Raw genomic sequence first — 18482 nt, forward strand, 5'->3', positions numbered from 1 at the left:
AGGCAACGCAATTAAATACACGCCCCTCAGTTGGAGTGCTGCAGGCCTGATCTGACAAAGCAGGATTGGATTGGCTTGAACGAGGACTCGTTGAGACGTCCAGGCATGGGGGATCCGGCAGGGACTCTAAGCGGTAGAGGACTTTGTCGAGACCTCGCACAAGGTTCGGGGACAGTGGCGCATTGATCCGGAGCGCGCCCGACGTCGCTGTCGAGCGCCCGCTGCCAACCGTCTGTAGGTTTAGGATCACGGGCCCAAGCGGGCCCAGGCCGGCTCAGAAGTCGCCCGTTTCTTCTGTGTCATTCTCATCGATGATGCGTTCCACGCCACTCTCTTTCAAGAACGGGCTCGGCGGTTTTCCCCCGCCGGTGGACATCATCAGATCCTTTCGTGCTCGGGTCATCGCTACGAACATCAGGCGACGCTCTTCCTCCAGTACGCCGTCCTTCGATGGGAACACTTCGTCCTCAGCGCCGACCACCCACACGTAGTCGAATTCGAGGCCTTTTGAGCCGTGCGCCGTCATCAACTCGACGACTGCCGCGGGGGCACCACCGTCCGTCTTTTTCTCATCCCGCTTGCTTTGTGCGGTCTTGATAGACTTGAGCCTGTCCTGCACGCTCTGGGCCATGATGCCGCGCTCTGGATCGGCTCGACGTGGCATGAACATGTCTCGTGCAATCTGCAGGATGTTCCCGCTACGCTTCTCTTTCGCATGGCTCGTAAGCCACTCAGCGATGCCGTAGACGAGTAGCGTGTCCGCACCAGCGGCAAGTGACGACTGCCAACCCGTGAAGAGCCTCACGAACTCGCGCCACTTCTCCTTCACTGAGTTCTCGATGTTGGCCCGCGCGAAGTCTTCAGCCTGCCCAAGCAAAAACGTTCCACGGAACAACTTTTCGAGCTTCACAATACTTTGCTCGTCGACATGACACCAGGACAGCAACTGGTCGATGGCCTTCTTCTCCGGTTTAATGACGGCCTGAACAGCCGCACAGAAGATCATGACCTCCACGCTATCGAGGATGGACTCGCCTGGCGGGCGGCGATAGGAAATTCCCATCGCCTGCAGTCGGGCTTCAACCTCGTCGAGGCGGCGGTTGTTGCGCGCGAACACCGCCACATCGCTACCGATGTGAAGCGCTTCCTGCGCGTACACCGCCGCGGCCTGCGCCTCTTCCTCCCGCGTCTGGAAGGTCTTCCACGCCGTCTTGCCACCCGGCCCTTTCATGGCGACAAGAGACTTGTCTACGCGGTCGACGTTATGGCCGATGACCTTCGTCGCTGCGCTAACAATCTCGTGATGGCTACGATAGTTGTTGCCCAGCATCAGGCGCTGCGCATTGAAGCTACGCTCGAACAGCAACATGCCCTCATAGCCAAGCGCGTTGCGGAAGCCATAGATAGACTGGTCGTCATCCCCAACGCCAGTCAAAACCACGTTCGCGCGATAATGCGCCGCCGCCATATCGAACTGCGGCTTGTCCGTGTCCTGATATTCGTCGATGAACAACCGCGTGACGTTCAATGCAGGCACCGCGCCCGAGCCCAGGCCAGCGTTCGTCTTCAGAAGGATGTCCTGAAAGTCGATCACCTTCTGACGGTTCATGATGTCCGTGTAGATCGCGGTCAATTGTTCATGCCGAACTTCGGTCGCAGGCCTGCCCGACTTCACGTGCTCGATGATCCGTGTTGCATCCTCGATCGAGAGATCCGCGATTGCAAGCTCAGACATGGCACGAAGGACGAAGCTGCGGCGTAACCCCTCCTTTACTATTTTCCACTTGGTTTTGCCAAATGGCCACGGCCGCCCCGCAATGATGTCGCGCCCGAAGACAATTTCCCGGCCGACGTCGGTCTTGAGCTCCGGGTAGGACATCAGGCTCATGACGGAGTGGAAGGTGCCGACCAGCAGCCGTGAAGCGGCCTCGTTACCAGCGAGCGCGATCGTGCGCGCACGCAGCTCGAGGGCCGCTTCACGGGTGAATGTCACGGCCGCAATCCGCTCAGAGCTATCTTGAAGCGCGGCCGCGATCTTGCGCGAAATGGTGTTGGTTTTGCCAGACCCAGGCCCCGCTATAACGAGACAGTTTTCGCGACAATTCGCCACCGCCATCTGCTCGTCATTCAACGGTGCGAGGATTCGCGCGACTCGGTCATTCATGCCGCGAGCGGGCTTTCCGAACGGTCATTGGACGCCTGCTTCTGGGCGTCGGGCTGGGACGCCGACGTGCCCGCGCGATTGCGCAGCGAGCGGTTGACGTGCGACGCGAATCCGTAGATCTTGCCCAGCGCCTGCTTGGCGAGCAATTGGCGTTTTGCGGTTTCACCGTCTTCGATCAGCTCGTTCCACTCAAGGCCCGCCATCTTCTCAAGTGCCTGGTCGAACTTCATCACGCCGCGAAAGAGCTTGATGCCCACGCGCGAGCGGAACAACGCGTCCATGGAGACCGCAGGCGCGATCACCACAGGCGTGATCCACGGCATGCCTTCGGACTCGACCTGCGCCATGCCCTCGGTCACGAGCATTGCTACGCGCCCCAGTTCCTTCGAGGCGTCGTCATTGAGCTCGTCAACAAGGCTGCGAAGCTGTGCCTCGATTTCCTGATACCTCTCACCGAGCACCATCTCGCCATAGCGCTGCAGATTGTGAGCGCAATAGTCGATTGCGCCCAGGTAGCGTTCAAGCGCGGAGCCCACCACCCGGTCCTTCACAACCACCTGCTGAGGTGCCATCACAATACCGGCAGTCGGCGTGGTGAGCGCTTTGCGGCCACGTTCGCGCTGGTTCGAAGCCTTTTTCATCAGACGGGCGCGCGTGGCAGCAGGGTCCTCCTCCACGTCTGCCGCCTCATCGCGAGCCGGCGTCACACCCTCGCCGTCAGCCTTCGACATTTCGACTGCCGCGTCAAGGTCTCGCAGCGCGGATTCGGCGGCGAGTTCTTCGGGGGTTTTCGCCTGCAGCGCCGGCTCGCCCGAGTTGCCCTGCTCACCAATGCCGGCGGCCACGATCTTGCTGATATCAAGGGGCGTAATGTCTTCCGTGCTCATTTTGAACCTCTTAACAAGATTGAAGTTCTCATAGCATCAACCTTGGAGCCGCCCGGTTGAGCACAAATACCGGGCCGCGTGACACTTCATTCGCAAGTTGTTAGGTGGTGAAGCTCAATATCGATGCAATCGACGTCGGTTGCATAGGCCTGTGTCGTTGGCGGTAACGGGCTAGTGCCCGCGCTCATGCCTTCGATAAGCGCCTGCGATGGAACTTTCGCCCAACGAACCGCAAATCGGAACGTAGCGCGGCGTCGAATCGTATCAACCGAGTTACCGAGAGATCGCACTTCAACGGGCCTGTTTCTGTGCCGCCACCCCAGACTGACTATCAGCTTCTTTACCTCAAGATCAAAGTCCATGTGTATTCCGCAGTTCGGATAGGTGTTGCCAATACTTTAGGCGAACGATCCGGGCCGCCAGACGGTAAAAATCAGTAAAGTTCGGCCCACATCTGCACGTGCTTCGGTGATATCAGACCGAAGCGAGCAGCGATAGACATCTAAGTCATTGTTTATAAGCGTCTTGTAGATTCACAATTGTCCGAAACGCGGAATTTTCGGACAATTGTGAATCGGCGGCTCATCGAGTGTCGATCTTTGGGGCGCGATTCTGCGCGTTGGTCACAGGGGGAAACTCATGTAGGTCGCTCAACGGCGTCGCCAGAAAGACACGCTTTTTGGCGTGACATTCGCGCTGCCCAAATTGGCTCTAGTGACGTATCTTTTGCGCATCATGAGCGAAGCCACTTTCCCGCGTGTCGTAGCAAAGCCGAGCGCCACGGTAACCGTGCTCAAGACGGGGCCGTTTGTCATTCGTCATCTGGCAGCCGGCAAACCATTCCTGACTAACAGGGCTGGGAGATACGAGCTCGTCTACCCGCAAGATGCACACGACGTCCCGTCGCTGCGCTTTGCTGAGAACCTTCGTTACCGGGTCAACGCGTGGCTTGTCGCCCGTGGTGTCCAGTGGCACGTTCCGCCGCTTGAATTTTTCCCAGCATTTAACAGTACGCGCAAGCACAAAAAGGATGCTTCCTTTCGCGCTCGCACACAGGCTCGCACGAGCGGTAGGAAGCGCGCTGTGTGGCAGATTGAGGCCAAGCGCCTGTCGAAATTGATCGGGCGTGGGGTCGCTATCGTAGCGTTGTGCTTCATGGCGCTCATGGGCCTCACGCGTTTCGTTCACGTAGACGTGCAAGCCGTCACTCAGTCGATTCATTTCAGCATTCCTCACTTTCTTACGCCGTGGCGCAAGCAGGTAGATCCGATCAATGCAGCGCTTAGCGGAGATGCCACTTCGTTCCCGGGGTTGTCATACTCTCCAGCCGCGACGTCGGCAAGCTTTGCCATGCCGGATGCGGCTGTGACAGGCACGCCTGCAAATGTTGATACGACTGACGCCCGCAAAGGCTCTGATAGCGGTGACAGAGGCTGGATCCCACTGCCCGGCAGCGGACCGCTGCCAGCGAACATGCCAACATACGGCGGCGGTGGCGCGGTTCATTTGAACATTCATCGGCCAGTATTCAGCTCTCCCGATGCCCCCCCTGACGACGAAGGTGGCGAGAACACGGTCAGATTGCTCACCGAGACAGCGAACGTAGCGGTGGCGCACACGGACACGGACACGAACGCGGTGCAGCAACCCGCACCTGTAAAGAGTGCCGCGAGCGAGACCCCTCGCCCAACGTCGGCCAAGGAAAGCCGCAAAGCGCCCCGCACGCTCGCGGTCCATACGGCTCGCGACACCGTGCCGCAGGCGCCTGAGAGGGTGCCTGAGAAGGCTGTGCTGCAACAGCCGGACCAGGGCAACGCGAGCACGGTCGATGTGCAGCTTATGCCTACGGAGACTCCGAACTCCTCTCTGGCGAGCGATGAGAACGCGCCGGCGCCTACCGTGCGCAAGTCAAACACCAATTCGGCTGGGTCTCCCACGTTCAACGTCGTCACGAAAAACGGGGCCTCGCTGATCGTCGAAGTCCACGGTCAGATGGAGCAAGTTTCGGTTGGGCAGGCACTTCCCGATGGCTCGACCCTCCTTTCCGTCCCAGAGCATGGTGGCGGATTTTCTACCTCCCGCGGCGACTATGTCGCCTACTGAAGACCAGGAGCACTTGATGCAAACCAACAGCGTAGAAACCTCGAACCAGGTTGAAGAAGGTGCCGAGGGCACGCTCGCATTCCTCGACAAGTATCGCCATCCGGAAGGCCAGCCGTCCGAGAAGGGCACGGCCGCACGCGGGATCCGCCAACGTTCGCGCACACGCACGGCGCTTCCGACGCTGGTCACGGTGATGGATCGCCTGATGGCGAAGTTCGGTCGCGGTGCTGAGGACGAATTCTTCCTGGACCACGACAAGCACGAGATTCGCACTGCGCTTACGGGCAACCTCGATCTCGAAGGCACGATCAAGGCACGCAATGGCATGGTGCTCACTGGCGTTATCCGCAGCCCGGGGGCAACGTTCAAGTCGGCTGGCACGATCATCATCGAAGCGGAAGCTGACGTCGAAGCCGACATCGAGTGCGAGATGCTCTTCGTCCTGGGCAGCCACACGGGCAACGCGACGGTCAAGGGTACGCTGATCAACCTGGGCGCGCTCAAGGGCGATTACGCCTATGGCGCGCTGGAATCCTTCGGCACCGTGGAAGGATCGCTCGAGCAGATCGGCAGCTAAGCCCTCGGCATCGACATGCTTTCTGTCTTCTCCCCGTGGTCGCGGCGTCTAGCGACCATAGGTGTCCTGACCTGGTGGGGCGTACTGGTGTGGCAGCATCGCGTCGCGATGCACGCTGCCGCGGCCGAAGCCGGTACGACCCGCGCCGTCTCCAATCTGGTTTGCCTGAGCGAGCACATCGGTGGCTCTGCCGCCGCCTGCGCTCAAGAAAAAACTGAAGCCACCGCCCGGGTGCAAAAATGAGTCGTTCGTGGGAAAACGTCTATGCCAACCTTGGCGATGTGGCGGACTGCCTTCGTGATGCCGTACGCACGTTGCGCAGGGAACTGCCGCACAGCGCGCCGGGGAGCGCCCGCGGCGTGCCGCAGGTTGATGTTCAGGCGAGCCTGAAGCAACGGGAGGAGGAAATCTTGCTGTTGATCGCCAGAATCGAGAAGGACCGCAGCGACTTCTATCTCTCTCACACGCCCGAGTTAAGCGGTGCCTCGCCCAGGTCACACCGGCTGTTCGGCGCCTTTCACGCCAAAGCCTGAGGGTCATCGTGGAACTGGCGAACGCCTTTACGGCACCCCGCATCTTTCTCCTCGGTCCCCACGGCAGCGGGAAGAGCTCAATTGGCCGCCAGCTGGTCGAACAAGGGTATGTCCACCTGAGCATCGGGCTTATCGGCCGTCTCGCACGCCGGCGCTTGCCTGTGGCCGATCTCCCTGTGAGCCTGCTTCATGTCATGGCGCGGCACACGCCGGGCGAGGCCCTCGAGTCGCGCGCAGCCGCCGAAATCCTTCAGTACGCTCGCACACTCCCCAAGGTCGTAATCGATGGCTTCCCTGGCCACGTGGAACACTTGGGACTGGTCGGGGATATGCCGCAGTGGCAGTTCGTCTACGTGCTGACGCCCCGATCTGTACGCGAGGGACGCCTTGAGCTTCGCGCCGCCACATCGCGGCGTGGATGGACGCCGGGTGGAAAATCTCCCCGGGACGCGCTACTGCCTGTTCTCTGCCGGCACCTGCGCAACCAGGATCGCCTGCTTTGCGTGTCGAACCGAATCGACACCGTCAATTGAGACTCAGAGGTCCAGCCCTCTTCCCACAATAGGTGGTGGCACCCAAAGCGAGCTCATCCAGATCTATTCCCGCTCGCTGAAGCTGGGCGCGATTGCGTCCGATCGTTTGCCAACAGCTTCCGTCATGCAGCGCGCGATGAGAAACGGCGTATAGCGTGGCATACCCGATCAGGCCTTCGATCTGCCTGCTGGAATCCTTTTGCTCCTGTTCTTCGATGAATCTTGGCGTCACGGCAGTGCGCCCCAATCCAGTTGTCCTAGACGAGACGATCTGGAGTAGAGCGCATAGCGCGGGGCAGATAAAGCGCGAAAGGTTCCCTCCTCGCCTTGCGGCGGGAGGGATGGTTGCTTCAGGGATTAGACAAGCTCGAGCAGTTCGGAAACGATTTCGTCCTTGAGGCGCGCCCCCGGACCAAACCACGCGCTGTTGAGGCGCGTCTCGTTATTGCGAGCCTGCCGCTCGAAATCCACATATTGCGTAACGGCGTTGACCAGCCCCCACGCAGTGTTCCGAACACCGCTCATTTCCGACCCTCGGCCCGAGCCACTAAAGAGCTCCATGATTTTCTTGTAGCCCTTCGACTCCGTTGGCGACGTCACGACATCTTTTGCTTGTTGTCTCGCGAGCACGCCCGCCAGCACGATGCCAGCCTCGGTGCTCCCCATCGACGTTGCTGAGAACGACTTCATGCGGGAAACGAAGGTCTCCCACGATTCGTCGGCCAGGATCCCCAGTTGCCCCTTCACCACGTCTGGGTCGAATTCCGCGTCGTGGCGAATGCGCACCTGACTCTGCGCGTCTCGGTTCAATGCGAGACGCAGAGTGTTGTTGCAGACCACACGTGTGCTGGTGTACATCGCCGTGGTCGCCAGCGCGCCGTCATACGAGGTAGCGAGGAGCAAATAGCCCTTCACATTGTCGCCCGGCACGATGTCTGTCATGAGCCCAGTGTTTGCAAGCACCCAGATAATCCGCCCTTCTCTCATCGAGCCGGCGGTTTCTATCTGAAAACCCGCGCTCTGCGTCAGGTTTCGGAAGAACCCCAGCACGGAGTCCGGTTGGACAACGCGGTACTTCCTGGACACGACTGAGAGTCCCTTCATGTTGTCGCTTCTAACGAGCACGTCGTGCCCTTCGAGTCGCAGCGTATCGGCGCCCTCCTCTTCTGAGGACGCGTAGCGAACCGGGCGTCGTAGCACAGACCACTCGAGCCCTGCGGCTTGTCGCCATTCATCGATTGAGGCGCCGTGCCTGACTTGCTGGCCAAGACCGTGCCACGGCTTTTCTCCTGCCCACGCCATTTCAGCGCGACCGAATTCATTAATGGTGAGTTGATGCATAAATGTTTTCCAGTTGTTACGCGGGCAAAGCCCAGAGTAAAAAAAAGGCGGTGCACCGTTTCTGGTGCCCGCCTGGTTCATTGATTGCTAGGGTGTAGGTAGTTCGTAAAGACTCAGTGCAGCCGGACCTGTACAGATCCGGGAGTGCACAATGCACGTAGCAGCGGATGAAGCACCGTGCGACGTTGTTCGAGTCGGGAACCGCCAACGCAGTAATCGATCAGATCGAGTCGACTATTTGTCACGACCGTCCCATAGACGAAATGCGCGTTGGAAGTCTTCCGGTGAAACTGGAAAACACGCGCTTCGTCATGATCGAACTGGGGGGATTGCAGGATGGTGCGCGCGATGAAATCCGGATATTCGAACTCGTACCGCGTTCGAAGCTCGCGAAGGTCACGCTGTTGTAGCTGCCCGACGTCGAAGGCTAGACCGGGGGCATTGATCGGGTCGCTGAAACGATGCCTCGGCGCCACAAATTTCGTGAGCTGGCCCGGACCAACGACTTCTCTTACTTGAATGACTTTAAGGATTCGCTCGTACGAGCGATTCCCAGTATCAGGAACGGAAATTTCCATTTCGCCCTCTCTTTTTTCACTTGATGCCGCCAACGCGACTGTTTAGAAAGAGGACGCCCATCGCGCAGATGGGGTGACAAATTATACATCGGTCTTTCGCTTTTACGTGTCGAGTAAGGTGCGGAAAAGCGATCCTTCGAAAGGCTCAACGCCCGAATGTTTGGGCAATTTTCGGGTGCATTTGCTTTCGCTAGAATGGCACGACAATTACAGAAGGAAACAGCACGGCAATTGTGCCCTGTGTATTTTTGCGAGGTTATTTTGAGAAATCCGCTTATGCCTATTGTGATGCTCGGGTGGACAATTCGCGCGGTGGGCGTGTTTGTTTGGCTGATAGCCTTCGCTCAACTAATTTACTTACATCACATTACCGGCGCATCCTCAGAGATTGACAAGCTAACGTTTGTGGCCGTCGTTGTGCCGATGCTCTTCGTCTTGCCGGGCTACTTCACTGCATGGAAGTTCTTGCTGGCCTATAGCATGGCCACGGTGGGTGCTTTCATGGTCGTCTTTGTCGCACACGGCCCGTTCCTCGGGATGTTAGGGTACTGGCTTGTCTGGACGCTCCTTCTGTCCGGACACCCGCAAATTTATCCGGTGTTGTTCGGCGATGATGCGGAGGAGCAGGAATCAGGCGCGAAGGGCACTCCAGCGCAGCCCATGGGCGCGGCGGCACAACCTAAAGCGCCAGTTGGCGCCCCGACGCCCGCTGCCGCGAAGACCCAAGCGCCCCAGGGGAACCAGAATCAGCGGCCGCAGCCGCAGCCGCCGACGCCTGCGTATGACTTCGCGGATTGCATGAGCAAGCCCCGGTATAAGTACGCTGACGTTGTGGGGATGGCCGAGACCAAACAGCGATTGCTAGCCGCAGCGAAGGATGTCATCGCCGCCCGCGCCAACCCGCGCAACGGCATTCTTCTGTTCGGCGAGCCGGGCAACGGTAAAACGATGTTCGCAGAAGCCTTGGCAGGCGAGCTGAAGGTCCCATTCTTCGCCATCGCTTACGGAGACATCGGCTCGATGTGGGTCGGGGAGCCTGTGCAGAAGATCAAGGCAGCGTTCGCTGCGGCACGCCGTATAGGATTCGGTGTGTTCTTCATCGACGAATTCGACTCTTTCATCAAGGAACGAAGCGGTCCGGGCTCGCACCACATGGATCGGGACTTGACGAACACGATGCTGACCGAGATCGTCAACCTTCGCGGCACAAAGATCGTGCTCGTCGCCGCGACGAACCACCTCGACGATCTTGACGGCGCAGGTATCCGCGAAAAGCGGTTTGATTTCAAGGTCGAAGTCCCGGCCCCGGATCAGGAAGCCCGTCAGGCAATCCTGCGCCGCGCCATCGGCAACAGCGTCGGTTACGAGGCGGCAGATACCGAGGTCGTCGCAACACTGGCGGCGCGTTGGGCCGGGTATAGTGCCGCGCGACTGACGGCGGTTGGCGAGCAGATCGGGGATATGCGTCGTAGTGGCGAGTTCGCTGGCAAGCTGACGTTTGAGATTGGCATGCGCGCTTTGCGGTTGATTCAGGGACGCAAGGGCAAGCTCCCCGAGACGGTGAAGGCCATCGACGAGATCTTGATGCCAGACATGTCGCGCAACGCGCTCAAGGATCTCGCGTTCAAGATGAGCAACGTCTACTCGCTCGAGCAAATCGGTGGACGCCTGCCCACGGGCCTTATCTTCACCGGCCCTCCGGGCACGGGCAAGACTCAGGCGGCCATGGCGTTGGCAAAGCAGGCCGACTGGGCCTTCCTCAAGATCACCGGTGCGGAAATCGCGGCGCGTCCGGAGGCATGGGACAAGCTGTATCGCACGGCATGCGACATTCGCCCGGTCGTGATGTTCCTTGACGAAGCAGACGGCATTCTGCGCGATCGCCAGTACTCGGGATACGGCATGCTGACCGAGAAAATCCTGACCACGATCGACGGCGCCGGCGGCCGTGTACGCGACGTCCTGTTCGTCGCGGCAACGAACCACTTCGATCGCGTCGACACTGCTGCAGTCCGAGGCGGACGCTTCGAAGAGAAGATAGTTTTTGATGTACCGAAGGCCGAGGACATGCAGACGTATATTCGCGCAAAGCTTGCCTCTCTTTCCGGCTGGGCAGTCGGCGTTTCCGTGGAATCAAGGCTCTTCAGCAATCTCCAGGGTGCCTCGGTCGCTGATGCTGACGCAGTAATTCAGAAGGCTATTGATGCAGCTGCCGTGCGGCGACTTCGTGACAATACAAATGATATTCGCGCCGAGGACGTCGACCAGGCTGCGAGCTCGGTCCTTCGCGCTCCTGGCGGCAGCGCGTAGAGGCATCCCGGCCCGCATAATCAGTCAGGGCATTTCCTTCACTTTCACAAACGTTTTAGCTATGAGCACAGCGAACAAAGAATCAGAGCCCACAACCGGCGGGCGAGCCGTGATCACCCTCGACACACTTTTGCCTCAGATCTTGAAGCGTCTCTACAACCCAAAGAATCCTAACGAGACTCACAAGGAGGCCGATGTTCGTGCCGTGTTGCGAAAAATGCAAGTCAATATCAGTGGCAGGGACCTTAGCCTGCTCATGCTGAAATTGCGCCGCATTCCCATTGAGCCGAGCGCTGAGATGGTGGACGCGGTGGCGGCTCGACTCGGCGGCCGTGACCGTAAGCCACGGTTCGTCCGTCAAGCGGTCAAAGAACTTGGGTTGAAGCTGAGCTACCGCGAAATGATCGGCCTGATCTGCAGGGTCAAGGAGGTTCGTATTCCTTCTTCGCAGATCAGCCATCAAGTGATTGACGCGGTCAGCGATAAAATGGACGCGGCTCCCGTTTCTCGCGACCGCGTGGTCGCTGCCCTGTCTTCGCTTGGACTCAGGGTGAAGCGGGATGAACAGATGAACCTTACGCGAGTGTTGCGCGATGCCCAGGCTGGCAACACCGTTCGCGTGACAACAGAAACGCTCAACTTCGCCCGATTTCTTTCCAAGAAAACCGGCGCGAACGTGGAAACAGTAGTTCGTCGTGCCCTGATTGACAGTGCATTTGGCATGCTTGACCGGGGGAACCTACGGTTCGACGCCCGCGGCCGGGATAGTCGGTCACTGACGGGCCTGCGCATGGCGCTTCAAACCATCGCCCCCGAGGCCCAGGATCGAGAAATTGACACGCGCGCTTGACAGGCTCAGCGCGGCGCGGCGCGCAACGCTTTGTCGAGAACATGGGTCATGCTCTCCATCCCACCGGCGGTTGCCGGTGTGACAATCCATCGGTCGTGAACCGCAAGCGCGGGGACGGCAGAAAGGTCCAAGGCCCGAAAAGCTGCGTCTCCCCCGGCGATTCGGGTCTCCATGTCCGGTGAGTGAAAGGCCGCCAGCAGGACTGCGGGCGATAGCCCCTCCTTAGCGGCCCATGAGACAATCTCGGCATCCGATGCGGGAAAATCAGGCGAACGTGCGACGGTCTGAAACACATCTTCCTGCACCCTGGGTATCGCACCCATGCTCTCTAGTGCGTAGAAAAGCGCGGCTTCACGCTTAAGCTCTGGGCGCCCACCAGTAACCGGGATGCGTGTAAGTGCGTTTCTACCATCCTGTGCGCCAGCGTTCTTCGCCCAGGCTTCAAGCGAGGGCTCGAAGCTTCGGCAATGCGGGCAGCTATAGTAAAAAAAATCTTCGATAGCCTGTGCCGACTGCGCATCGGCAGTTCTCAGCGCAGTTCGATGGACTGGAGCAAAGCCATCCTCCGTTTGACCGTAATCGCCACGCGGTATTAGCCATGTTGTGACCCCGGCAGCGATGAGCACCGCAATCGTTGCGCCTACAACGGGAATTGTCCAGCCAATGGTTTTCGAACTCAACTCAAGCCTCAGGAGCGATTGACGACTGCCGATTCTGCCCCACACCAGACGCTCACTTCACCACGAAAGGCGGCGCGGTAACGCATAGTTTCGACCTACGTGCCCTTCGCGTGCATACAAATCGAAACGCCCGCCGCAAGCCCCGTGAAGAGCCCCGTGGCTTAAGCTTGATGGCTCGGATGAGATAACTCTCAGGGGAGCCGCTGCTAAGCGCGTGTAGGTTCGCGAAAGGCGAGCCACAAGCCCCCCGCCGCGTCGATTGAGGGCGCTTGGTTTTACAATACGGCGGTCGTGTGGGAGTTGCGTACGCGGGGGCAAGCGTGCGGGGCAAATCTCGGAACGCTTGATTTCTGCACCGGCGCTGGACGAGAAGTTCCAACCTGGACAGTTGCGCGATGTCCGTTATGGTTCAAACTCGACTGCGTATGGCACCCTTGTGGCACCGCCTCTGGCAATGGCGCATCGCCACGCGCGTTCGCGGCGTGGTGGATCGATGGACTTCATCTGGAGGAACTGACGTGATTGTTCGAATATTGGGCGGCCTGCGATCGCTCTGCGCTGCTCGACAGCGCTCCCCTCGACCGGCGCGGAGCCTCGCCGTGCGAATAGCGGTCGTCGCAGTGACAACTGCCATCGTAGCGGGGGCGCTTGTGACGTCACTCGCTGTGTTCTGGCGCGCAACCGGCACCCCCACAGAGCTCGACGCGTGGTTCGCGGGATGGCGGGACCTCACCCTCATTGTGGTCGCTGCCAGCCTCCTGCTCCTTGCGTTCGGTTCGATTCGTCTCGTACGTGGCGTCCTCGGACCATCCACGCGTCGCCGGCGCGATCGGTAGGTCATTACAGGACGCAGCCCTGCGATTCCGAGAAGCCAGTTTATGAAAGTCCTAAATTGCTATGACTTTGGCGGGAAACGCCATTTTGTGCGTTTAGGGGGTGAAACATCCCGCGCTGATGCCGTATCTCTTTATAAAGGCTGCGCAAATGGCACAGTTGGCTACGAGGTAAATTTTGATGTACAAAGACGCGTTTGAATTGCCGCACGACCACCATTCGGACGGTTTGCGATCGCTTGCCCTAAAACTCCTACTTCCCGTCCCCGGGTCGAGCGAAGATGGTTTGCAAGAGCGTGTCACCCTCATTCTCGTGAGCGAGCACCGCCTTGACTCTGAGCGCGTCGCCGCGACGCTGCGCGCGGCGTATGTGAAACACGGGCACGTGCGGACAAAGGCGCCGGCGAACGCTCCGATCCTGAGCGAGAGAATGCAGCGCTGGTCGTGGCGCATGGCGGTTGACGGCGTGCGTTCCGCTCAAGCGCGGGCGTTGCATACAGCTCAAACGGAAGTCTGGTTGAACGACGACGAGGGGACGAACCGCCCCGTGCTGTGCCAGATATTCGCTCGTGATGCGCGCAAAATCCCCGAGTTACTCAACGCGGCCAACGCCCTGACTTCCATAGCCACGGACGGTCGCAGCAACTTGCTTTAATGACATCCCGGAGAGGGAGGCTCCATGGAAGCGCGTATAAAAGCGACCTCTAGCGGTGCCGAAGCAGCGTTGTGCGTGGATCTTAACCGGGCAACTTACTGAGGTCAGCGAAACCTTCTATCCGATGCAAAATGCGCCACCCTGAAGCAACAGTTAGCACGATTGATAAAGCTGGTTTTGCAAGTTAAGTGATCGCGAATGAATTTGTTTGCAAAGCAAACGTTTGCGCATGATCGTTTGATGATTTTTTGCCTGAGGGCGAGATATCCCCGTATCGGGTGCGGGGTGGGTCCTGGGTGGGTCCGGGGTGGGTGCGGCTGCAGCGAAGTGCACGCCGGCGGGGTCGAGTAGACGGTAGATCGCGCCAGAGTCGGCCCGCGCCTTAGGTCAAACCGAATGCCTCAATGTGGATGACGAGACCCGGTAGGGAAAACAGCTAATCCGTCAGAAGTTCCTGTCGCAGCTTTTCGATTCCGCGCTTATGAAGTTCCGTGGCCCTGCTATCACTGACATTGAGTCGCGCGGCAATTTCCCGATTCTTCAAACCCTCGAAATACCGGAGTTTGATTACCTCGAGATCCCTTTTGGGAAGCAGGGAAAGCGCTTCGACAAGTCTTTCGAGCTGCTCCTGCGCGAGGAAGGTATCGAGCGCGCTTTCGGTGAACTCTGTCAGCCCTTCTTCCTCGATCGCTTCGCTTGAAAAGATGACGACGTCACGGTGCAGGCAATCGAGCATGGAGTACATCTCACCGATGGCGAGGCCCATCTGTTCGGCCAGCTCAAGGGTCGTCGGCCTGTTGCCTGTCCGAGCGGTGACAGCATGCGCAGCCGCACTGACTTTGGCTGCGTTCACCCGCTGGCTGCGCACCCGCGGGTCGTCTCTTCGAATATCGTCGATGATTGCACCGCGAATGCGCATCATGGCGCGCGGAATGAAGGTCTCGACGTTCATGGTTTTGTTGTCTCGCGCGTACTGGATGAGCTCCGTCCACGCCGTTTGCGTCCGGTCGCTGGCTGCCTCGCTGCGTAGGCCACAGATGCGCATCACTTCACGAGATATCTTGTCGGCAAACAACGCGTAGATGCCGTCTCGGCCCAAAGTTCCAACTGTTTGATTCATGTTCTGTTCGTGGTCCGCTATTGTCATTGTTTGACGTCTTGCCGTAAGTGGCCCGCCGAACTCGGCTGCTTGTTGACTTGCCAAACCGCTAAAACACGCACTGGGCTTTACCCCATGCGACCTCCACCTGCTGGCCCAATCCGATGCAGTGGGCCGACACCCCGGTCACAGGCGAATATCTCTCAAGGTTCCCATACTATCAATTCTTGTCCAATCGCAAACGATTGTCACGCAAAAAATGAGTGAATTTACGACCACTTTTGATTTTATGTGCTGATCGAAAACGCGCACAATGAGGCGAAAATTCACTAAATTTTCTCTAAAGACCATATGCGACAACGAAAAAAAAACACTCCGCAGACCGTGCACCATCATCACTATTACGGTGGGCGGCGACGCCCCCGTACCCGGGTAGCCAGGCTATTGATCACAGTTTGCATCGTGCTCCTGGCATACCGATCGTTCAGCCACATCATTGCTGGATCGAGTGCCCACTTTCACACGTACTAAGGTATTTCAATGACTAAATGGACCGAGTCTCCCCTGCGACAAAACGACATTCTGCGCTCAGGATGCGGTCACGATCACGGGCGTATGGCGCCGATTTCATGGGGTAGTCTGGTGTTTTGGGGGTTGGTTGCACGACGGGCTATGGCACTCGGACGCAACGTAGTCGTTACCGGCTCTGCTGATTCCGGTGCCAACGTTGTGTTGGCCTTCTTGCGCGGAAAAACGCTCGGCCCGAGCGGGAGTGAACGTCAATCCGAAGGGCGTTATGCACCGTCTTTCGAGGAAATTCAGGGCAATGCGCCGCTCAAGATCGTGGGCCCGCGTAGCTTTGACGCGCAGGCTTTTCGATCGATCATGTTGCACCTCGGGGAGCAAGGGCGGCCATTTGCACTTGCAACCGTTAGTCGCCACAGCGAATGGCTGCGGCGTGAGTTGGATGTGTACGCAACCGGTCTGAACGCACGCGGTATCTTCTGGCTTACGTTGAAGTAATTAAGGAACACTCCCTGTGCTTTAACGTCATGCGGGCCCCGTGCTCGCAGTAGATCTATCGATGGGCCATCGGGCACGGTGGCATCAAATTCCGCGCCCGGCGCATCGTCCAATATATTTCGCCTGCACCTGATACAAAATACGAAGCGAAGGCATAGTAAACCGCGTGACGAATGGAAGATTTCATTGCGTAAGCAATGAAATACTTTGCGGGCTCATTTAATACGAATCGCTGCAAATAATTACTACTTATTTCAACCGGGTGTGCCACGAGAAGCGCGGCATGCAGCATCACGCTGCCTAAATCGAGCAAGGAAAGTAAGGCAAATACAATCGCGGCTGCAATGCTCGTCTGACATGCAAAGCTCAGCAGCCGGATCTTCCCGCGGATACCACGGAAGTAGATTTTCAGTTCCCAAAGCGCCTTTTGCGCGGATGATTGCCAATGAAACTTTGGTAGCCCGCTTCTCGATTGGTGTGGGTTTGTCAGTGGGTTGTCCATGTTGGTTTTCGGATTTAGCGGATAGAAAGCTAGTCGGAGTTCGGCGATACCAAGGTCTTCAGGAAATCACCGGCCCCATCAACGACGGTGGCCATCGCGCGGTTCAGGCGCTGACCGACGGTCGCGACCACCCCGCCGTCTCCTGACGTGTTAGATGCCGTGATCACCTCTTTCCACGTCAGCGAAGCGCTGCAAATCACCATCCCATTGACTCCGTAGGTCGCGGCCTCGCCGGGCACCTTGCACGCAGCTCCTGGGGACGCGGAAGGCAATTCGTGGGCTGCTACGCAGCCTGTGGCGGCTACCAAGGCTGCACCGCAGACCGCAGCATGAAGTCGGCCATATCGTGTAAGCAAGTTTCCTCCGCTGTGTAGGCCCTGCACGAATAGGGCATGAAAACCAGAATGATCGTCTGGCCGTCGCTTCGCATCGCCCCGAAAATGCCACTTGTATATGGCACTTTTCGATTAGCCCATTTAACTTTCGATTCACTTACTGCCGAATTTCCCCCTAAATCGGCCATCACTGAATCTATTTCTATCGCAGAAACAAGCATTTAAATCGACGGGCGTGCTTGCTTCGGTCTAGCACGCGAAAAAAAAGCTGTGCGCTGGGGGGGCGCACAGCCAAAAAAAGAGAGGTCCACGAAAATACACGGCACGCCCTCAAATTCGGTTGGGCTTGCCAGTGATCATCTTGCCATTCAAATTTCAGTGTTAGTCAGCGGAAAGCATCGTGCGGTTTCCCTTTATTCAGTCGCAACGCGTTTGCACTCTCAATTTCCCGCTGTAGCCGCGGGATATGAACCATTCCGTTGAGGGCTTTCCATGGCGCGATCAAGCCGTCTGCTTTTTTACCCTCCTCTCTCTGTGCATCAGCTTCTTCCGAAGCGCGGTCGAGGAAAGAGTGGTGTGTGACGGTCTGCGCGTGTTGATTTCCACTGTTCATTACTCTGGGCAGCCTTTCTCCAGCGAGCCTCCCGAGAGGCACGAACAGGGAACCACTGGTTGTTTGCCGCTCCAGACGGCGTGCCAACGCGCGCACGAACGCAGGAGCGTGCATGCGAGAGACAGCTTCGGCGACGACAGTCCCGTCAACAAGCGCTACGCAGATCCACAGTGACGATCACTCGGGCTGCATCGTTGGCACAGCGGTCCTGAATCGCAGTTTGCAATTAAAGCAGCTAGCGAAGCTTGATTGGAAAGACTTCCATTCGAGTTGTGAAGCTCATACATTTACAAAGGAATACCAATGAATATGACGATTGATTATTTTGTCCCGTTACATCAAGTTTGTCTGCGAATTGACGGTCACTCCGAAAATCGACGCGCGTTGGCTCGCGAGGTCGCCTTACGGTGGGGGGTGCGTCGTCCAGGGGATCGAGCGGCCTTTGACTGGGGCGCCTTGCCCAGCGCTGCCGCGCGTGGAGCCGCTTTCTCGTTGGGCACGCCGCGTGGTACGTTAGCCGTGTTACAGGGAGCCGATAGCGGGCTCTGGCTTATGCGACGCGAGGTCCGTGACCGGAGAGTCGAGGGGCGCGTCTGGCGTCACGAAATCTTCGTGTCTGACGACAGTCGTTCTGACATAGTCGGGGTTCGTACAAGCGTCGCGTTCGGCAAGAACACAGTCGCGCCAGACGCAGCTCCTTTTGTTGTCGCTTCGCTCGTTCGAAATTGTGTTCTGCGGGATGGGGCGGTGCGGTTGGACACACGCCCGACCATACCTGCAGCTGACGAGACCGCAGCGTTGCTCGAACTTATAGGCTCGCGTGACCGACTGCTGCCCGTTTTGGTGTTCAGCCATGCAGTGGATGG

General features: G+C 58.4%; 18 protein-coding genes. 9 read left to right on the forward strand and 9 right to left on the reverse strand.

Annotated elements, in window-relative coordinates:
• Nucleotides 1-274: 274 nt before the first annotated feature.
• Nucleotides 275-2164: an ATP-dependent helicase gene (locus tag U5A67_RS29050; RefSeq protein ID WP_321816996.1), complete on the reverse strand. Its 1890-nt coding sequence runs from the start codon at nucleotides 2162-2164 to the stop codon at nucleotides 275-277.
• On the reverse strand, nucleotides 2161-3051 hold the full coding sequence (locus U5A67_RS29055; protein ID WP_321816997.1) for a hypothetical protein: 891 nt from the start codon (nucleotides 3049-3051) through the stop codon (nucleotides 2161-2163). The genes U5A67_RS29050 and U5A67_RS29055 overlap by 4 nt, the downstream gene beginning before the upstream one ends.
• A 684-nt stretch (nucleotides 3052-3735) precedes the next feature.
• Between U5A67_RS29055 and U5A67_RS29060 the strand changes: the two genes are divergently transcribed.
• The 5 genes from U5A67_RS29060 to U5A67_RS29080 are packed head-to-tail and all read left to right on the forward strand — an operon-like array spanning nucleotide 3736 to nucleotide 6797.
• Nucleotides 3736-5154, forward strand: a complete 1419-nt coding sequence (locus tag U5A67_RS29060) for a hypothetical protein (RefSeq protein ID WP_321816998.1) — start codon at nucleotides 3736-3738, stop codon at nucleotides 5152-5154.
• Between the two features lie 16 nt (nucleotides 5155-5170).
• Nucleotides 5171-5731, forward strand: coding sequence for a polymer-forming cytoskeletal protein (locus U5A67_RS29065; protein WP_321816999.1), 561 nt, complete (start codon nucleotides 5171-5173; stop codon nucleotides 5729-5731).
• A 15-nt stretch (nucleotides 5732-5746) separates the two neighbouring features.
• Nucleotides 5747-5974, forward strand: a complete 228-nt coding sequence (locus tag U5A67_RS29070) for a hypothetical protein (protein ID WP_321817000.1) — start codon at nucleotides 5747-5749, stop codon at nucleotides 5972-5974.
• Nucleotides 5971-6264 carry a hypothetical protein gene (locus tag U5A67_RS29075; protein WP_321817001.1) on the forward strand — a complete coding sequence of 98 codons (294 nt, stop codon included), beginning with the start codon at nucleotides 5971-5973 and terminating at the stop codon, nucleotides 6262-6264. Before U5A67_RS29070 ends, U5A67_RS29075 begins: the two co-directional genes overlap by 4 nt.
• An 8-nt stretch (nucleotides 6265-6272) precedes the next feature.
• Complete coding sequence (locus U5A67_RS29080; protein ID WP_321817002.1) at nucleotides 6273-6797, forward strand: AAA family ATPase; 525 nt, start codon at nucleotides 6273-6275, stop codon at nucleotides 6795-6797.
• Between the two features lie 357 nt (nucleotides 6798-7154).
• Here U5A67_RS29080 and U5A67_RS29085 read toward each other — a convergent pair whose 3' ends face one another.
• A complete protein-coding gene (locus U5A67_RS29085; RefSeq protein WP_321817003.1) occupies nucleotides 7155-8138 on the reverse strand; it encodes a DUF932 domain-containing protein in 984 nt (327 codons plus the stop codon).
• A gap of 113 nt (nucleotides 8139-8251) precedes the next feature.
• Nucleotides 8252-8716 (reverse strand): hypothetical protein, encoded by a 465-nt coding sequence (locus U5A67_RS29090; protein WP_321817004.1) that lies wholly within the window; start codon nucleotides 8714-8716, stop codon nucleotides 8252-8254.
• 276 nt (nucleotides 8717-8992) lie between these two features.
• Here U5A67_RS29090 and U5A67_RS29095 point away from each other — a divergent pair, with 276 nt between their 5' ends.
• Entirely contained in the window at nucleotides 8993-11026 is a 2034-nt protein-coding gene (locus tag U5A67_RS29095; RefSeq protein ID WP_321817005.1) for an AAA family ATPase, read from the forward strand.
• Between the two features lie 109 nt (nucleotides 11027-11135).
• Complete coding sequence (locus U5A67_RS29100) at nucleotides 11136-11876, forward strand: hypothetical protein (protein ID WP_321817006.1); 741 nt, start codon at nucleotides 11136-11138, stop codon at nucleotides 11874-11876.
• 5 nt (nucleotides 11877-11881) lie between these two features.
• On the opposite strand, the gene U5A67_RS29105 is transcribed toward U5A67_RS29100, so the two are convergent.
• Complete coding sequence (locus U5A67_RS29105; protein ID WP_321817007.1) at nucleotides 11882-12556, reverse strand: thioredoxin domain-containing protein; 675 nt, start codon at nucleotides 12554-12556, stop codon at nucleotides 11882-11884.
• A 1014-nt stretch (nucleotides 12557-13570) separates the two neighbouring features.
• Here U5A67_RS29105 and U5A67_RS29110 point away from each other — a divergent pair.
• The gene (locus tag U5A67_RS29110) at nucleotides 13571-14044 is read left to right on the forward strand and encodes a hypothetical protein (protein ID WP_321817008.1); all 474 of its coding nucleotides are present in this window, start codon (nucleotides 13571-13573) and stop codon (nucleotides 14042-14044) included.
• A 436-nt stretch (nucleotides 14045-14480) separates the two neighbouring features.
• Here U5A67_RS29110 and U5A67_RS29115 read toward each other — a convergent pair whose 3' ends face one another.
• Nucleotides 14481-15164, reverse strand: a complete 684-nt coding sequence (locus U5A67_RS29115) for a sigma-70 family RNA polymerase sigma factor (protein ID WP_321817009.1) — start codon at nucleotides 15162-15164, stop codon at nucleotides 14481-14483.
• 651 nt (nucleotides 15165-15815) lie between these two features.
• Here U5A67_RS29115 and U5A67_RS29120 point away from each other — a divergent pair.
• A complete protein-coding gene (locus U5A67_RS29120; RefSeq protein ID WP_321817010.1) occupies nucleotides 15816-16166 on the forward strand; it encodes a hypothetical protein in 351 nt (116 codons plus the stop codon).
• A 55-nt stretch (nucleotides 16167-16221) separates the two neighbouring features.
• Here U5A67_RS29120 and U5A67_RS29125 read toward each other — a convergent pair whose 3' ends face one another.
• From U5A67_RS29125 to U5A67_RS29135, 3 genes are all read right to left on the reverse strand, one after another.
• The gene (locus U5A67_RS29125; RefSeq protein WP_321817011.1) at nucleotides 16222-16668 is read right to left on the reverse strand and encodes a hypothetical protein; all 447 of its coding nucleotides are present in this window, start codon (nucleotides 16666-16668) and stop codon (nucleotides 16222-16224) included.
• A 29-nt stretch (nucleotides 16669-16697) separates the two neighbouring features.
• Nucleotides 16698-16907, reverse strand: a complete 210-nt coding sequence (locus U5A67_RS29130) for a hypothetical protein (protein ID WP_321817012.1) — start codon at nucleotides 16905-16907, stop codon at nucleotides 16698-16700.
• Between the two features lie 481 nt (nucleotides 16908-17388).
• Complete coding sequence (locus U5A67_RS29135; protein ID WP_321959764.1) at nucleotides 17389-17616, reverse strand: hypothetical protein; 228 nt, start codon at nucleotides 17614-17616, stop codon at nucleotides 17389-17391.
• Between the last annotated feature and the right edge of the window lie 866 nt (nucleotides 17617-18482).

It is taken from the genome of Paraburkholderia sp. J69-1 (assembly GCF_905220255.1).
GTDB lineage: Bacteria > Pseudomonadota > Gammaproteobacteria > Burkholderiales > Burkholderiaceae > Paraburkholderia.

Bases quoted from the DNA above. Each gene is read 5' to 3' on its own strand.
- U5A67_RS29095 (WP_321817005.1), top strand. From the start codon at position 8,993: ATGCCTATTGTGATGCTCGGGTGGACAATTCGCGCGGTGGGCGTGTTT.
- U5A67_RS29110 (WP_321817008.1), top strand. From the start codon at position 13,571: ATGTACAAAGACGCGTTTGAATTGCCGCACGACCACCATTCGGACGGT.
- U5A67_RS29135 (WP_321959764.1), bottom strand. From the start codon at position 17,616: ATGAACAGTGGAAATCAACACGCGCAGACCGTCACACACCACTCTTTC.
- U5A67_RS29070 (WP_321817000.1), top strand. From the start codon at position 5,747: ATGCTTTCTGTCTTCTCCCCGTGGTCGCGGCGTCTAGCGACCATAGGT.
- U5A67_RS29055 (WP_321816997.1), bottom strand. From the start codon at position 3,051: ATGAGCACGGAAGACATTACGCCCCTTGATATCAGCAAGATCGTGGCC.
- U5A67_RS29125 (WP_321817011.1), bottom strand. From the start codon at position 16,668: ATGGACAACCCACTGACAAACCCACACCAATCGAGAAGCGGGCTACCA.
- U5A67_RS29075 (WP_321817001.1), top strand. From the start codon at position 5,971: ATGAGTCGTTCGTGGGAAAACGTCTATGCCAACCTTGGCGATGTGGCG.
- U5A67_RS29115 (WP_321817009.1), bottom strand. From the start codon at position 15,164: ATGAATCAAACAGTTGGAACTTTGGGCCGAGACGGCATCTACGCGTTG.
- U5A67_RS29050 (WP_321816996.1), bottom strand. From the start codon at position 2,164: ATGAATGACCGAGTCGCGCGAATCCTCGCACCGTTGAATGACGAGCAG.
- U5A67_RS29085 (WP_321817003.1), bottom strand. From the start codon at position 8,138: ATGCATCAACTCACCATTAATGAATTCGGTCGCGCTGAAATGGCGTGG.
- U5A67_RS29065 (WP_321816999.1), top strand. From the start codon at position 5,171: ATGCAAACCAACAGCGTAGAAACCTCGAACCAGGTTGAAGAAGGTGCC.
- U5A67_RS29090 (WP_321817004.1), bottom strand. From the start codon at position 8,716: ATGGAAATTTCCGTTCCTGATACTGGGAATCGCTCGTACGAGCGAATC.
- U5A67_RS29120 (WP_321817010.1), top strand. From the start codon at position 15,816: ATGGCACTCGGACGCAACGTAGTCGTTACCGGCTCTGCTGATTCCGGT.